This window comes from Paenibacillus sp. NPDC058174 (assembly GCF_042883865.1).
Classification (GTDB): Bacteria; Bacillota; Bacilli; order Paenibacillales; family Paenibacillaceae; genus Pristimantibacillus.
Map to the genome: position 1 here is coordinate 1,735,003 of NZ_JBHVUY010000001.1, position 15,774 is coordinate 1,750,776.

The 15,774-nt window shown below is 50.4% G+C and carries 14 protein-coding genes; 4 read left to right on the forward strand and 10 right to left on the reverse strand.

What is annotated here, in order from left to right; all coding sequences use genetic code 11:
• Positions 1–42: 42 nt before the first annotated feature.
• From ACFVVF_RS08005 to ACFVVF_RS08015, 3 genes are all read right to left on the reverse strand, one after another.
• Positions 43–1,716 (reverse strand): ABC1 kinase family protein, encoded by a 1,674-nt coding sequence (locus ACFVVF_RS08005; RefSeq protein ID WP_387806965.1) that lies wholly within the window; start codon positions 1,714–1,716, stop codon positions 43–45.
• Between the two features lie 8 nt (positions 1,717–1,724).
• Positions 1,725–2,021: a phasin family protein gene (locus tag ACFVVF_RS08010; RefSeq protein WP_387806966.1), complete on the reverse strand. Its 297-nt coding sequence runs from the start codon at positions 2,019–2,021 to the stop codon at positions 1,725–1,727.
• 116 nt (positions 2,022–2,137) lie between these two features.
• Complete coding sequence (locus ACFVVF_RS08015; RefSeq protein ID WP_387806968.1) at positions 2,138–3,037, reverse strand: ATP-dependent DNA ligase; 900 nt, start codon at positions 3,035–3,037, stop codon at positions 2,138–2,140.
• 134 nt (positions 3,038–3,171) lie between these two features.
• Here ACFVVF_RS08015 and ACFVVF_RS08020 point away from each other — a divergent pair, with 134 nt between their 5' ends.
• On the forward strand, positions 3,172–3,381 hold the full coding sequence (locus ACFVVF_RS08020) for an alpha/beta-type small acid-soluble spore protein (RefSeq protein WP_387806970.1): 210 nt from the start codon (positions 3,172–3,174) through the stop codon (positions 3,379–3,381).
• Between the two features lie 192 nt (positions 3,382–3,573).
• Entirely contained in the window at positions 3,574–4,764 is a 1,191-nt protein-coding gene (gene fabV, locus ACFVVF_RS08025) for an enoyl-ACP reductase FabV (protein ID WP_387806971.1), read from the forward strand.
• Between the two features lie 58 nt (positions 4,765–4,822).
• Here the strand turns inward: fabV and ACFVVF_RS08030 are convergent, their stop codons facing one another.
• Positions 4,823–5,593 carry a DUF3891 family protein gene (locus ACFVVF_RS08030; protein ID WP_387806972.1) on the reverse strand — a complete coding sequence of 257 codons (771 nt, stop codon included), beginning with the start codon at positions 5,591–5,593 and terminating at the stop codon, positions 4,823–4,825.
• 117 nt (positions 5,594–5,710) lie between these two features.
• A complete protein-coding gene (locus tag ACFVVF_RS08035; protein ID WP_387806974.1) occupies positions 5,711–8,032 on the reverse strand; it encodes a glycoside hydrolase family 95 protein in 2,322 nt (773 codons plus the stop codon).
• 88 nt (positions 8,033–8,120) lie between these two features.
• Between ACFVVF_RS08035 and ACFVVF_RS08040 the strand changes: the two genes are divergently transcribed.
• A complete protein-coding gene (locus tag ACFVVF_RS08040) occupies positions 8,121–8,960 on the forward strand; it encodes an AraC family transcriptional regulator (RefSeq protein WP_387806975.1) in 840 nt (279 codons plus the stop codon).
• Positions 8,961–9,071: 111 nt separating this feature from the next.
• Here the strand turns inward: ACFVVF_RS08040 and ACFVVF_RS08045 are convergent, their stop codons facing one another.
• The 5 genes from ACFVVF_RS08045 to ACFVVF_RS08065 all read right to left on the reverse strand — a co-directional run bounded on the left by ACFVVF_RS08045 (position 9,072) and on the right by ACFVVF_RS08065 (position 15,094).
• Positions 9,072–9,515: a hypothetical protein gene (locus tag ACFVVF_RS08045; RefSeq protein WP_387806977.1), complete on the reverse strand. Its 444-nt coding sequence runs from the start codon at positions 9,513–9,515 to the stop codon at positions 9,072–9,074.
• A 133-nt stretch (positions 9,516–9,648) separates the two neighbouring features.
• Positions 9,649–10,659: an LLM class flavin-dependent oxidoreductase gene (locus ACFVVF_RS08050; protein WP_387806979.1), complete on the reverse strand. Its 1,011-nt coding sequence runs from the start codon at positions 10,657–10,659 to the stop codon at positions 9,649–9,651.
• Between the two features lie 176 nt (positions 10,660–10,835).
• Positions 10,836–11,156: an ArsR/SmtB family transcription factor gene (locus tag ACFVVF_RS08055; RefSeq protein ID WP_042162923.1), complete on the reverse strand. Its 321-nt coding sequence runs from the start codon at positions 11,154–11,156 to the stop codon at positions 10,836–10,838.
• A 1,057-nt stretch (positions 11,157–12,213) separates the two neighbouring features.
• Positions 12,214–14,046 carry a stalk domain-containing protein gene (locus tag ACFVVF_RS08060; RefSeq protein ID WP_387806981.1) on the reverse strand — a complete coding sequence of 611 codons (1,833 nt, stop codon included), beginning with the start codon at positions 14,044–14,046 and terminating at the stop codon, positions 12,214–12,216.
• Positions 14,047–14,257: 211 nt separating this feature from the next.
• Complete coding sequence (locus tag ACFVVF_RS08065) at positions 14,258–15,094, reverse strand: pirin family protein (RefSeq protein WP_387806983.1); 837 nt, start codon at positions 15,092–15,094, stop codon at positions 14,258–14,260.
• Between the two features lie 233 nt (positions 15,095–15,327).
• Here ACFVVF_RS08065 and ACFVVF_RS08070 point away from each other — a divergent pair, with 233 nt between their 5' ends.
• Complete coding sequence (locus tag ACFVVF_RS08070) at positions 15,328–15,690, forward strand: globin domain-containing protein (protein ID WP_387806985.1); 363 nt, start codon at positions 15,328–15,330, stop codon at positions 15,688–15,690.
• Positions 15,691–15,774 lie beyond the last annotated feature (84 nt).

Consider the following 15,774-nt stretch of genomic DNA (forward strand, 5'->3'; position numbering starts at 1 on the left):
ATAGTTACAAGTCGATCAGGTGTCAACCCCATTCCTTCATTTTCAAAACCGTCCAGAACGGAATATCGCGTAAATAATCCATACAAATAGCAAGGAAGCTACGCCGAAGCCGATTTCAATTGCCGGAATGTTCCACAGCACATTGTCCTGATGGCGAAGAGACGACCCGATAATCAATCCAACCATAATGATGCTGAAGGACAGCAGTACGATGCTTAAGGACAGCCGGTTGCTGATCTGATCCATTTTCCGCAAAAACTCCCCAAGCTCCGGAACGGTTATTTCCAGGCCAAATCTGCCTCTGCGCAGAGCAGCCAGCAGCTTACGGGCACCGGACGGTACGTCAGAAGCAATCGCTGCAAATTCCGAAATTTCCTCCACCCACTCGCTGGCCAGCACCCGGATATTGAACCGCTCCAGAAACAGCTGGCGGCCGATGGGCTCGGCAACGTCAAAGACGCTGAATTCCGGGTCCAGCATCGTCACGACGCCTTCCATCGTCAGAAACGTTTTGCCAAGCAGAGTAAGCTCCGAAGGAAGCCGAATCTGATGGCGGCGCGCCAGTGTAAACAGATCATTCACAGACTCGCCAAGACTCACTTGACTGAGAGGGACTTTATAATATTTGTCCCGCAGCTCGTCGACATCGGTGCGAAGCAGCTCCCTGTCTACCTGATCGGGTATAAACCCCATTGCGGAGATAGCGCGGATGACTCCGTTCGTGCTCTGGTTGCGGAGTGCGATAACTAATGCGCCGAACTGGCGCTTTCGCTCCGGGCCCAGCTTCCCAACCATTCCAAAATCGAGAAAAGCGAGGTCCCCGTTCGCCATTACAAGCACGTTGCCGGGATGGGGATCGCCATGAAAAAGTCCGTCCGACAGCACTTGATGGAGTATCGCCTCGGCATACTTTTCCGCAATCGTCCGCACACGGTGACCTGCTTCTTGCAGACTGTCCTTGCTGGATAGCTTAATGCCCTCCAGAAACTCCATCGTCAGCACCCTCTTGGACGAGAGCTCGCCGTAGACAGCCGGAATGCGCAAGCCGCTGTACTTGCTGGCATACGATGCGAAACGCTCAGCATTGCGCGCTTCCTTCTCATAATCAAGCTCCGTCCGGATCGCCTTCGCCAGTTCCTCCACCATCTCGCGAATTTGATATTGGCGCGCCCACTCCAGCCGGTGCTCCGCCATTCTGGCCAGCTCGATCAAAATATCAAGATCCGTCTCGATTTGCTTAATAATCCTCGGACGCTGTACTTTAACAGCCACTGCAGTGCCGTCATTCAGCACCGCCTGATACACTTGCCCGATTGAAGCGGATGCAAGCGGCGTCTCCTGAAATGAAGCATACAGAACGCCAATCGGCGCACCGAGCTCCTGTTCAATAATCATCACAGCATCCTCATAGGCAAAAGGCGGCACCTGATCCTGCAGCCGTTCCAATTCACCGATCAGGCTGGCCGGGATGAGGTCGGCTCTTGTGCTGGCGAGCTGGCCTAGCTTAACGAAGGTTGGTCCAAGCTCCTCCAGAAATGAACGGAGCCTCTCTCCTACCGATCGTCTGCGCATTTCATGCGTATCCCCGTCTCCGCGCGCTAGAATGATATCAGGCAGCCCCAAATCTTTGGCGATATAACCGAAGCCGTTGCGAAGCAGGGCAAGTCCGATTTCCCGGTACCGCTTCAAACGGCGCAGCTTGCTCCCTACGCTCATGGCGCTGCTCAGCTATCCGTGGATTCGCGGCGCTCCAGCGCTTCAAGACGCCGTTCCAGATGCTCCAGCTTTTCCTTGTCGGCTTGGTTATGAATGACCGACTGGATTTTTTCCCGAACCGTCGATTCGAGCTGCTTTCTCGTTTCATTGCCCTTCTCCACCAGTTTCTCGACGTAGGCTGAAGATTCGGATTTGCCCGCCTCCCCTTTTTTCACAAACTCGTCTACAAGCTTCTCGACTTGTTCCTTGCCAGTCGCGGCCAATCCGATTCCCAGTGATACGGCTTTATCCAAACGATCCTTCATCGAAGCCAACTCCTCTTAGTTGTTTTATTACCAGTTTGCGCAGTTTGGCTAATTTTATTTTTCATAAGGCAAGCGGAATGAACAGGCAAAATAAAAAAGCACATGAAACGGTTCGTTCATCCGTTCCATGTGCCTATGCTTCTCATGCTGCTGCCGCTCTGGCTGGCGGCCGTATTCAGCTCCACTACCTCACCGCCTACGAGCCGGCCGTCTCTTCTTCGGCTAATATACTTTAATGTAGCCGTCGTACCCGGCTTCACATATACGCATTCGCGATCCTCGCCCAGCCGCATATCCGAAGCTGCCTCCAGCTGCCTTCTGAGCGGGCCATGCCATCCCGCTTCAATGACGGTCCTCTTCCCGGACGGGGAGCTGACCAGCAGGCCGGGATGATGCTTGCGCCATCCTAGAACAGCGGCTTGCTCGATTTTATAGTTCAACACCTTTATCCAATCCCCGGCACTCCCCGTATCATAGATGCTGTCCGACCGTTTGCAGGCCATGCCCTCCAGCTTCAGCTGCCGCGCAACCTCATACATCTTGAGTCCCTCGCCTTCGATATAAGGCACACAGCAATAACGGCTGTTCGGCAGCAGCACTTCCTTCAGCAGACGTTTTCTTTCCCGCAGCGGTGTGCTCCGCAAATCGATTCCTTCATAATAAAGAATGTCGAATACATAGAAACGGAGAGGTGTCTCTCTTACCGCATCCCGAATTCGTGCCGGCTTCTTCAACCTGTAGCGGTCAATCAGCCTATCGAATTGGAACTCGCCGCTTGCAGCGTCCAAATAGGCAACCTCACCATCCAGCACAACATCGGCAGGCAGCTTCAAAGGCACGTTTAACAGCTCGGGATATTGCAGCGTCACTTCATTCCCGTGCCGGGTGAACAGGCGGGCTCTGCTGCCAAGGAATGAAAGCTGAAGCCGCTGCCCGTCTATCAGCGGTTCAAACAGATAATCCGGATCGTCAAACGCATCATCCTGCTGCGTCATTAGCATCGGCTCCATAAACATGATCCGCTCACCTCTTCTCTTATACCGATTTTAGCACGGCTATACCTTAGAGGCCGTCGGTAAATTTAGGCGAATTTGACGAATAATCCTTTTTTCTCAATCGCATAATAAGGGCAAGAAGGGAGTTGAACACAATGGCAAGAAGTCAGAATCAATTGCAAGTGCCGCAAGCACGCGCAGCGCTGGAGCAGCTTAAATTCGAGGTTGCCCAAGAGCTGGGCATTCAGCTTCCGGCAGACGGATACTATGGCAATATGACGACTCGCGATATGGGCTCCATCGGCGGCAACATTACGAAACGGCTCGTTATGATGGCCGAACAGCAGCTCGCTGGTCGAATCTAGACACCTATTTCAAACCAGCAGGGCTGTCCCAAAGCGGAGCGATCCGTTCATCAGGGAGCAGCCCTATTTTATTTTATAGGAAGTTGGTTGCGCTTTACTTCCATTTAGCACTAAAAATCGGTAAAATGGGATAGAAGTTGTCCTCATCATGCAGCTACATACGAAACTTTAAATCAGAGAGGAATATCCCATATGATCATTCAACCGAAAACTCGCGGATTTATTTGCACGACGGCTCATCCTGAAGGATGCGCGAAGCAAGTGCAGCGTCAAATCGATTATGTAAAAGCACAGCCAGCAATTAAAGGCATTCAAAACGTTCTCGTTATCGGCGCATCGACCGGCTATGGCTTAGCTTCCCGCATCGTGTCCTCGTTTGCAGGCGGAGCTAACACAATTGGCGTATACTTTGACAAAGCGGCTGAAGGCTCCCGGACGGCATCAGCAGGCTGGTACAACTCGGCCGCATTCGAACAAGCGGCAGAGCAAGCTGGCGTTAAATCGTACAGCATTGTAGGCGACGCGTTCTCCGATGAAATTAAAGCGAAAACGATCGACTTGATCCGTACTGAGCTGGGCAAAATCGATTTGGTCGTATACAGCGTAGCTTCTCCGCGCCGTACACATCCAAAAACGGGCGAATCCTTCGCTTCCGTCATTAAACCGATTGGCGAAACCTACTCCAACAAAACCGTCAACTTCCACAGCGGCGAGGTAACGACGGCTGTTATCGAGCCGGCAACGGAAGACGAAATCCGCCAGACGATTGCCGTAATGGGCGGCGAAGACTGGCAAATGTGGATTGACGAGCTGCAGCAAGCCGGCGTCCTTTCCGACAATGCTACGACGGTTGCTTATTCCTATATCGGACCGGAAATTACGCATGCCGTATATCGCGAAGGCACAATCGGCAGCGCGAAAAACGATTTGGAAGCGACGGCTCAACGCTTGAATAAGCAGCTCTCTGCTAACGGCGGCCGTGCATACGTATCCGTGAACAAAGCGCTCGTAACGCAGTCGAGCTCCGCCATTCCGGTTGTACCGCTTTATATTTCGGCGCTGTACAAAGTCATGAAGGAAAAAGGCATTCACGAGGGCTGCATCGAGCAAATGTACCGTCTGTTCTCTGACCGTCTTTATGGAAAAGGCGAAACGGCTGTTGATGAGCGCGGACTGATCCGTGTCGATGATTGGGAGATGCGTCCGGAGATTCAAGCAGAAGTAACGCAGCTGTGGGCCGACCTGTCCACTGAAAATGTATACGAGCTATCGGATCTCGAAGGCTACCGCCGTGAGTTTTTCCAATTGTTCGGTTTCGAGACGGAAGGCGTCGATTACGAAGCTGATGCAAATCCGGAAGTGAACATTCCGAACCTTCGCTAAGACATTTATTCATAAAAAAGCTGGAACAAAGCGTTAATGCGCCTGGTCCAGCTTTTTTCTATGCGGATACAAATCGAATGACATGCTCACGCAGCTCCGCTTTGCGATAAGCCGCCTCCAAACCGAAGCTTGCCGCATCATCCTTCGACACCTCTTTGTAAGTAATAACAGTGTCTACCGTCTGAACGAACGGGAATGGATCTAATACAATCTCCGTTTCTCCCCGCCAATCGGCGAACAGCAGCTGCTCCTCCCCTTTATTCCCTTGAGGCTCATAGCGAAAGCCGTTGGCAAACCAGCTGATCTCGGATCTTGGCGTTCCAGGCTCCCGCATGCAGGCGAATAAACTAAGCCCGTCACATAATATAAGTGCGCTAATATGCTTGCGGAGCTGATGCTCATCTACCTTGAACAGCTGCTTGATGCGGTTCTGCCTGTCATACTCGCGATTAACAAATTGAACGGCATCCTCGTCCTGGAACTTTTCAACCAGCGAAGTGTACAGCATGCTGCACAGCAATGCCGCGTAGCCATTCGTCGACTGCACTTCATCCAGCCCTTTATTATAATAAAGAAATCTGACTTTTGCAGGAAAATCAATAAAGGAATAAGGAGCGCTGGCTTTGTCGTTCCACAGCGGCCAGCTGTCCAGATCAAGCCAGCTGCGGTCATGCTCATATGCGGCGAAGATGATGTCGCCAAGCCGAGGGTCGACGTTACCCGCTTGATCCTGCCAAGCTGCCCATGCCGACATCAAGTCGCCGGATATACGGGCATGCTCATGCTGGGCGACCAGAATGTAAGCGTTCTCTTTCTCGTATACGATCATGGTTTTCTACCATCCTCTCCGTTAAAATCTGCCAATATCTCTATTTTAACCGTTTTGCCGGCAAAAATGAAGAAAGGAATCGGGAGCAACGCTGCTCCCGATTCCCAATTCTATCATTTATTGTATCGCAGTAATCGTATATTGACCGCCCGCTTCTGCTTGCCATTGCACCGATCCGTCCGGCTGGCGGAATGTTTCTGCCATGGTACCGTCAGCCCCCGTAATCGTCACGTCTTCCGTGGTACGTATCGTGCAAGTCCGGTTAGCCCCCGACAGCACGACCGCTTTCGCAAGCTTGCCTTTCGCCCAATCCAAGCTCACTTCAAAGCCGCCTCTTGCCCGAATGCCGGAGAAGCTGCCCTCCTGCCAAGCCTCTGGCAAAGCCGGCAAGAGATGAATTTCTCCCGTATGGCTTTGAACCAGCATTTCGGTTATACCGGCCGTGCCGCCAAAATTGCCGTCAATCTGAAACGGCGGATGATTGTCGAGCAGGCTCGGGAGCGTCGAATGGGTAAGCAGCGCATGCACGTTGCGATAAGCCTTCTCTCCGTCCTCCAGCCGCGCCCAGAAGTTAATAATCCATGCCCGGCTCCAGCCGGTATGTCCGCCGCCGTTCGCAAGCCTGCGATCCAGCGTAACTCTTGAAGCTTCAGCCCATTCCGGCGTTCCTCTCACCGTAAAGCGCTTGCCGGGATGAAGCGCGAACAGATGGGAAATATGGCGGTGTCCCGGCTCCGCTTCCTCGTAATCCTCCATCCATTCCTGAATCTGACCGTGCTTGCCAATGGCCGGCTGCGGCAGACGCTCCTTCAAGCTTTGCCAGATTTGACGATGCTCTTCATCCGTCTCAAGCACAGCTGCTGCTTCTATACATGCGGTAAACAGCTCATGCAAGATCTGGCTGTCCATCGATGGACCGATGCATAGCGTTCCTGATTGTCCATTTGGCAAAATGTAAGTATTCTCCGGAGAAACGGAAGGCGTCGTGACGACGTAGCCATCTTCCGTTTCAGTCAAGAAGTCGATGAAAAAGGCAGCCGCTTCCTTCATCGTCGGATATGCATGCTCCAGGAAGCTGCGATCCAAGCCGTATTCATAATGCTCCCACAGATGCAGGCAGAACCACGCCGCTCCCATCTGCCAATAGGACGCAGGCAAATACTTGTCCTGAGGCGCGGTGTCGCCCCAAAGATCGGTATTGTGATGCGCAACAAAGCCGCCGCAATCATACATCGTCTTGGCTGTATGCCTGCCCGGCTCTCTCATCCGCTCAATCAGATCGAAGAGAGGCTCGTGGCATTCCGCCAAATTGCCGGATTCCGCCGCCCAATAATTCATCTGAATATTAATATTGATCGTATATTTGCTGTCCCAAGGCGGCAGCATATGCTCATTCCAGATGCCTTGGAGATTAGCAGGCAGCGAGCCCGGCCGGCTGCTGGAAATGAGCAAATAACGGCCAAACTGGTAATACAGCGCGATCAGGCCCGGATCATCTTCTCCAGCCTTTATCCGGTCCAGCCGTGCATCTGTCGGCAAGGCATCGCTCTCAGCTTGAAGGCTTTCCGCTCCAAGCCTCAGTTCCACTCTGCGCGACAGCAGATGGAAGTCGTCGAGATGCCGTTCCTTGAGTTCCTCATACGAGCGACGGGAGGCATTCGCCGCCGTCTGCAGGGCATAGCTTTCCGGATTGTCATGCCGATAAGAGGTTGCGGCGCTAAGCAGAAGCGTTACATGATCGGCTTTTTCCACAATCAGATATTCCCCGATAATACGCACCGTACCGCCTTCCGCCGCCACGCGCAATACGGTTCGGAAATCGGAGCCCTTGCTGCCGCCGCAGTTGCCGCGCATAACGATCGTATCGTCGCCTTCCCTGGTTAGTTCATCGTAATAGCGATTGTTGCCGCGGCTTAAGCGGGCTTTGAATGAAATGCCGCCCGAGCTGTCCGAGGTCATTCGCGTAACGATGACCTGATCCGGGAAGCTAATGAATTGTTCGCGTTCATAACGGGTTTGTCCCACCGAATAACGGACGGAAGCGATGCCGTCAATCAGATCGAGTCTTCGCTCATAATCATGTACCCCTTCGCCCTCATATTGGAAGGATAGATGCAAATCGCCAAGCGGCATATAGTGGCGCTGCGATTCAGGAATGCCAGACAGCGCCATAACGGACAGCTCCTGGGCTTCATTAAGCCGTCCCTCTGCCAGTAACCGGCGAATCTCCGGAAGGTTAGGCAAGGCGTCCGGATTGTTCCGGTCAGTTGGTCCGCCGTACCAGACGCTGTCCTCATTCAGTGCGATTCGTTCGTTGTACACATCGCCGAATACCATCGCGCCCAGCTTCCCGTTTCCTAGCGGCAGCGCCTCGTCCCATATTTTGGCCGGCTGTTTGTACCAAAGCTGGCTCTTCATCATTGTGGATGTCATTTTCATATCACGCCTCCTATTCGCTTTCTATTCAACTTTTTTTCCATTATGATAGAGCTAGCAATCATTATTACGAAATTAAAGGTGAGGCCTGATGGCTACAATTCACGATAAAAGCGCTTTCTCTGAACTGCTGCAATCGCTGCAGATTTTGCTTCATGAAGCCCATGTCACGCAGGTAACCGCCCACTGGGGTGAGACTGATTCCGTGCAGCCCTACAATAAGCTATACTTCATTACCGGCGGGAACGGCTGGCTCAAAATCGGCAGCGAGACCTTTTCCCCGAAACCGGGTCAATTGGTGCTCGTCCCTGCCCAAACGCAGCATTCCTTCTCTACCGTTGTCGGGCAGCTTCCTTACCGAAAATACTATTGCCATTTCAACGTGATGGCGGGCCCGTTCGATTTGTTCCAATGGATTGGTGTCCCGCTCTGCATCGATGTTGCCGATTATGAACGAACTGAGCGCCAATTCGCCGACATGGTTGCTTATTATCACGGCGGGGGCATCGTCGGAAAAATCCGCGAAAAGCAGGCTCTGATGGATATCGTCGCTACTTTTCTGGAGCTTGTGCCATTGCGTGTTCTGCAGCATCGCACCGAGGAAATGAACCGGCTTGGCATCATTCAGCAATTCGTCGAATCCCGCCTAGGCAGCGGCATCAGCATTGAGCAAATGGCGGAAGCCGTCCATTTGCATCCGAACTATTTTATTACCTACTTCAAGAAGCATTTTGGCATGCCGCCGCTGAAATACGTGAACCGCAAGCGCACCGAGTACGCCAAGCAGCTGCTGACGACCACTTCTCTTAGCATTAAAGAGATTGCCGGCCAGACCGGCTTCAAGGAGACGAATCACTTCACGAAGTTTTTCCGCAAGGAGACGTCGTTTACGCCGACGGACTACCGCTCCGCCTTTGCCGCAGCGCCTTAATTCGATTATAAGAGCGGCAGCGATACGCGGCGATGGCTGAAACTAAGCAATAGGTGCAAAAAGTTAATGAAATAAAAAAAGAGCAGTCTGGAGTTCAGACTGCTCCTATATTCAAAGGGTACTTGGGTCACAAAATACGTCAAAGCTGTGGTCCGCGATATCTAATTTGCCATAGTACATGCAACTTATTTCGCCTGGTTCTAATCCATGATTATGATCGACAAATATTACATGAAAATAAGTCAACATTAAATTAAAAATGATATTTAATTGCTTCGTTTCGATGCTTTTATATTTCACGTCTGAAACGATTATTAGCCGGCTTAAAGAAGAGATGGCATAATGATCCATAAAAAAATCGTCATCAAGATGATCGGCTACCCGCTTACTGGATTCCACTGTAAAAGTGAGTTCATTGGTATCTATGACGATCTTATTTGCATCAGCCTTCAAGAAAGATACTTCTAACTCTGAATACAATATCTTCGTATGCGGATACGATTCAATCACAGGCAACCGGTCTTTAAACACTTCTAAAAAGAAATCAAAATTCATAGTTTCCCCCTTAGTATCTTATGTAAACTAATACTTCAAAACGGCGAAAAACTCTCGTTAATTATAATAAATTGCAAACAAAAAACTGACGCCATTTTCGTTATTGGCATCAGTTTTTTGTCATATTTCACCCTCAGCTCTTTGCGAGCTCGGAAATAATTTCGAAGGAGCGCAGCCGCTCCTGATGATCGTAAATAGCGGAATTAATAATGACCTCATCGGCTTGCGTATCGGCAATGAATTGGTTCAGCTTGCTCCGGAACGTTTCCGGACTGCCCGTAATGCCAGCCCGCAGCTGCTTGTGGACGGCTGCCTTCTCTTGCTCTGTCCATAACAGGTCCATATCGGTAGGCGGTTGAATGAGGCTTGGCGCTCCGCCGCGAATAATGTTCAAAAATTGCTGCTGCATCGTCGTGGCCAGGAAAGCTGCCCGTTCATCCGTGTCTGCAGCGATCGCATTGACTCCAACCATCGTATAAGGCTTGTCGAGATACTTCGACGGAACGAAGCTGCTGTGGTAGGCATGCAGGGCTGGCAGTGTATAGTCCGGCGAGAAATGGCTGGCAAACGCAAAAGGCAGTCCGAGCTGACCAGCCAGACGAGCGCTAAAATCGCTGGAGCCCAGCAGCCAGACCGGAACGTTCAGGCCTTCGCCGGGAACGGCTCTCACTCGTTTGCCGGGCGTCGATTCGCTAAAATAATCGAAAAGCTCATCCACCTGCTCGGGGAAGTTCTCCCCGTGGCTCAAATCTCTGCGCAGTGCCATCGCCGTCAGCCGGTCACTGCCCGGTGCGCGTCCGAGTCCGAGGTCGATACGGCCCGGATAAAGAGATTCCAGCGTGCCGAATTGCTCAGCAATGACGAGCGGCGAATGGTTCGGGAGCATGATGCCGCCAGAGCCTACACGTATGCTGGAGGTGCCGCCGGCAATATAGCCAATTACGACCGATGTAGCCGAGCTGGCAATGCCAGGCATATTATGATGCTCGGCTACCCAATAGCGGTTATAGCCCCATTTCTCTGCATGCTGTGCAAGATCGAGACTGTTGCGCAGCGCTTCTCTAGGAGTAGCTCCCACGACGACAGGCGCGAGATCGAGTATTGATAACGGAATGTTTCCAAGTTGTTTTTTCGTTGCAGTCATTGCATGTACACTCCCTTTAGTAGTTTCATATTGAATATACAAATATCCAGAAATATAGATGAATAAGGCACTGCATAAAGGCAGCTTTCTTTCTTGGACAATTTCCGTAGAATCAGACCAGCAGCGCTGTTTTCCCTGCGGACTAATTTCACTGAAATAACGACAGTTCGCCAACTCTACAGCTGGCGACTGACGTATTCGCTGAACAGCCGAATCGTCTCTTCGTTTCTGCGATAATACGTCCACTGCCCTACCCGCTGGGACTCCAGTAAGCCTGCCTTTTGCAGCGTCTTCAAATAGCTGGATATAACCGATTGCGCAAGCCCCGATTTCTCTTGAATAAATCCGACGCATACCCCGTTGTTGGGATCGCATTTGAGAGGCAGCTCAAAATTTTCCGCCAGCTCGCCCAAATGCTTCTGCGGATCTCGCAGCCATTCCAGTATTTGCAGCCTCGTTTCATTCGATAACGCTTTATAAATGAGTAAAGGTTCCATAACGAGTATTATATATCTATAAAAATAGATATGCAACCCTTGTGTCGAATCTAAATTTCGCTGTAAGGTAGAGACGATAAGCAGAAAAGTACATTGTACTTGAGTCACGAAGCAAGTTTCTCTAATTGTAGGCTGCACCTTTCTGCTCTTTCTGCTCTTTCTGCTCTTTCTAACTATCTAGAGCTATTTAAGTCGAACGCAACATCGCATTAATACCTAGATTCACTTGAAACATTAGTCAAAATGTAAATGTGCAGGTTGTTAGCCGCTTTTCCGGCAATATGGGGGCTCAAAATGCAAAAGTGCAGGCAGATTCGTCGAAATTCAAGTAAATAGAGCTTTTTGCCGCTTTCAAAATGTACATTTACATTTTGATGCCCTTTTAACCGCTTTAGAGGGAGATCAAACTGTACTTTTACATTTGGTCAACCTGCAGCAGCTACCCAACACCTGTTGAGAAGCCACCTTTACTCGTCTGCAGCAGTTGACAGGGAATTAGTTAGTTTTACGACCATAAGCTGCGGATAGCGAAGCTGATTCGTTAAATTGAGAAGCTACCTTTGCTCGTCTGCAGCAGACGGCGGGGAATTAGTTAGTTTCATGAGCATATGCTCCGAATAGCGAAGCTGCTTCGCTATATAGAGAAGCCACCTTCGCTCGTTTGCACCGGTTGGCGGGGCACATGAGCTGCAGCGAACTTTTCTTCGCAATTGGAGAACCCAGGTTCCCCAATTGCGAAGAAAAGTTCGCTAATTCGTTGTTTCCCTTGATCCTGCTCATTTCAGGTGGTTTAGAGCGAATAGAGCTTCGCTAAATTGCGAAGCAGGCTCGCTGCAGCACCTGTGCGGCCTGCAAACGCCAATTGGCGTTTGCCACAGAGTTGTTTAACACCAAATTGCTAGCTACCCCGAATTCCGAGAAAACCATACATTCAATTACCTAATTCACCCTCACGCACGCCCGCATGCAAGCTCACTCCCCCATCCACTCCTTCTCCACAAAAAAACGTGCAAAGATGTTTCCATCCCTGCACGTCTTCCCCTTCTACCCGGCTCGCTTATTGAACAGCAGGCAGCGGAATAAACATCATATGAATAGGCAGGTTGCTGCCCGATGCCGGTGAGAACACGATAGTAACATTCTCCTCGGTAATTCCTGTCCGATAGAGAACACCCGCTTCACCCGAGCTGGTCAAAATATTTTCGTTAGTCATATAAGTCAGCTTGCCGTTAACGAGGAATGCCCCGCCGTAGTGGCCGCCCCTTGCATTTAACGCAATGAGCGTATTCGGCTGAACACGTTCCAGCACAAGTTTATAATTGACGCCATAATTGCCGCTGTTCGTTTGCTCAAAACCGGATAAAGCATCGTAGCCTTTTTGATAAGTATCATAGGTTTGGTCGCCAAGCACAATTCGTGAAGCTGTTCCGCCTAGCGGAGATGGCAGCGTAATCGTCCGGTCACCATGCTCGAAAGTGCCCCTTGCATGCTTGCCGTCCCATGGCAATGCCGGCAAAAGCGGCAGCATCGCTAACGGATCCTTGTCCGCATCAACAACTACCACGGACAAACGAACAGCAGAGGATGTCTGCAAATCGGCATGTGCTGTAATGACTTTGCCCGTCGTCAGCACCTGGTCGCTGACCGAGGTCAGCGTAATCCGGCTTTCACCAGCAGGAATGACCGTCGTCTTCCCTTGCACGGAAGATTCCAAATAACGTGCTAGCGCCATTTTTCCCGTTGCGGATACGTAGGTCGAAGGACCGCCGATGCCTATTTTACCCGTGGTGACTGTAACCGGCTGACCATCCGTGTTCTCATTCGTCGCAACAATGTAAATCCGGACAGGAGATGTACGGTTGTTCTGATTATGAATAAGAAAACGCACATTGCCCGATACCGTGTCGCTGTAATAAACGCCCTCTTCCACAATCGTCTCGGGACTGTTCGCGCGGATTAGAGTCTGCTGCCCGCTTTCCTCGATTGCATAATTAATAGCTGGCATTTGCAGGACGCTTGCTGCAGGAATGGCAAACTTATCGCCAATTGGCGTAAAAAGCCGATCATATTGCTCTTTCGTATAAAGCACTTCATCGGTGATAACGATTGTTTGCGACACCTCGGAAATTAGGCCCTCTTTATCGGTAACCTTCAAGGAAATTGTCTGCGATCCCGGCTCAAAAAAAGCGGTTCCGTTGTTCGTCCATTCGGTTTTGACAATACCTTTGTCATCTGTGCTTTGGTCGGTATAGACGATCTTTTCTCCGATTTTGTACTGCTGCTTATCGGTCGTGAAGGATGCTACCGGCGGTGCATTAACCGGCTCCGGAGGAGGTGTAGGTGTCGTTGGCGGTGTAGTCGGTGCTGTTGTCCCGCTTCGCGTGACGACGATTTGCTTCAGGCTGTTGTTCACAGCAAGCTTCATCTGAAGCGGAGTTACGAAGGAGCGCAGAGGCACCATCAGCGTCCCGTTTTTCACGTAAACAGCTCCGCCCGCTGAAGCAGCCTCACCATTGATTTTATAAGAAGCGCTATTTAGCTTGTAGCGCATCGATACGCCGTCTGCACTCGTAAATTCATATTCTTTGGCTGCTGCGTAATAAGTGACTTTAAGTCCAAGGCTCGTCCCAAGCGAGCGTGCTGCTACAAAAGTGACTCCCTTTGCTTCCACCGTAGGCTGAGAGGCCAGGAACAGCTTGCCATCGGCATACATTTTGCTGCTTTGCTGCATAATAATCCATTGTCCGGATTGATTCACCGGCATTACTGACGTTACTGCCGCCAGGCTGTTGTCCTCATTTACGTTCTCTGCGCCTTCGGCATGCACCGTTCCGGCTAGCGCTGCCGCGATTAGAACGGACAACGCCGCAATACTTGCTTTTCTTAGCATTTGTTTCTCCTCATATGTATATTCTAGTTAGCTTCAACTATCCTTTTAAACGCCCCTCGCTCCTTAAAGTTGCGAAATTGACCACAGGAAAAAGCAGCCATCGCCAATGTGAACTGCTTCCCAATTGTTAATGCCATCTAACTGCTGGGGTGCATTACATGAAGCTATAGCTGCTTTTTTATCGTGAAACTTATAATGAATCTGTTGAAAATTAAAAATTGCCGCTCCGAAAATCATCATAAGCTTGAACAATCTGCTCTGGCGTATTCATTACAAAAGGACCATGAGCCGCGATAGGCTCGCGAAGCGGCTTGCCTGCGATAAGCAGCAGCTTCAACGGTTCTTCCGATGCTTGTATAAGGAGCTCGCTAGCTTCCTTCTCATGCTTCAATGCGAGCAACTGACCCTTTTCGCCAAGTGTCCCCGCTGATCCAAACCGGCCCTCGCCTTCTAATATATAGAGGAACGCATTATGATCCTCAGCCAATGACTGGGTGAACGAAGCGCCTCTCTCCAGATTGATCTCAAGCATTGTAATCGGAGCATAGTTAAGCGTGGACGCTTTAACATCACCAGACTCGCCAGATATCACATAAATTTCGACGCCTTCCTCCCGGCGAACTGGAATCTGATCGCGCTTCAGCAATTGAGTGCGAGGCTCAGCCATTTTATGCTCGGCAGGCAAGTTGACCCATAATTGAAGCAGGTGAGTCGTTACGCCTTCAGGAGGAATTTCATTATGAACAACTCCCCGCCCGGCGGTCATCCACTGTACATCCCCTGCCTCTAGCCTGCCTTCATGACCTTTATCGTCATAATGCTCGATTGCACCTTCAATTACATAAGAAACAGTCTCCATACCGCGGTGCGGATGCTCTCCGAAAGCGCCTTGGCTGAACCAATCATCCATCCACAGCAGAAAAGGATCAAATTGCTGCCATTTACCCGGTTCCAGAATCGGAGCCGCTGTATGCACCTCGCTCCGCTTTTGCGGCACAATAGCCCATTGTTTTTCCACGATCCGCTGCTTCATCACCATATCATTCATTAAACCCACCATCCCTTTGCATGAAGTTCTATCTTACTTCTGTTTAGAAATCATTGATAAATTGTTTATATCGATAAGTATAACATAGTTACTTTATATTTGTAAGTAAATAATTTATGGACAACGTCAGTTGACATCCCGCTCGGATTCATCGAACATAATAGGGTGAACGCAACAGAAATTTGATCGCTGTACACATATAACTTTATTGAAGGAAAGGATGATCATTCATTATGACTTTAATCGAAACGCTTGGAGGCGTCGAAGGCGTACGCCGCATTGTGGAATCCTTTTATCCGAAAGTATTGAAGGATCCGCTGATTGGCCCGCTGTTTCCCGAAGATATTGATCCTGTAATGGACAAGCAGACGCTGTTCCTGACACAATTTTTTGGCGGCGAGCCCTTATATACGGAGCAGTATGGGCATCCTAGAATGCGTGCCCGCCATATGCATGTGGAGATTACGAATGATCATGCGGCCGCGTGGCTTCGCTGCATGGACCAGGCGCTGGCGGAAAATGTACCGGATGAAGCGCTGCGGGAGATGATTATGGAGCGTCTGAGCGGAAGTGCTTATTTTTTTGTAAATGCCTAGAAGCGCTTGATAAATTCCATATTTGTACCTCGGTTTATGCTTTACGAATGGCCGGTTTTCGCGCTATAATAAGGACATAACGAT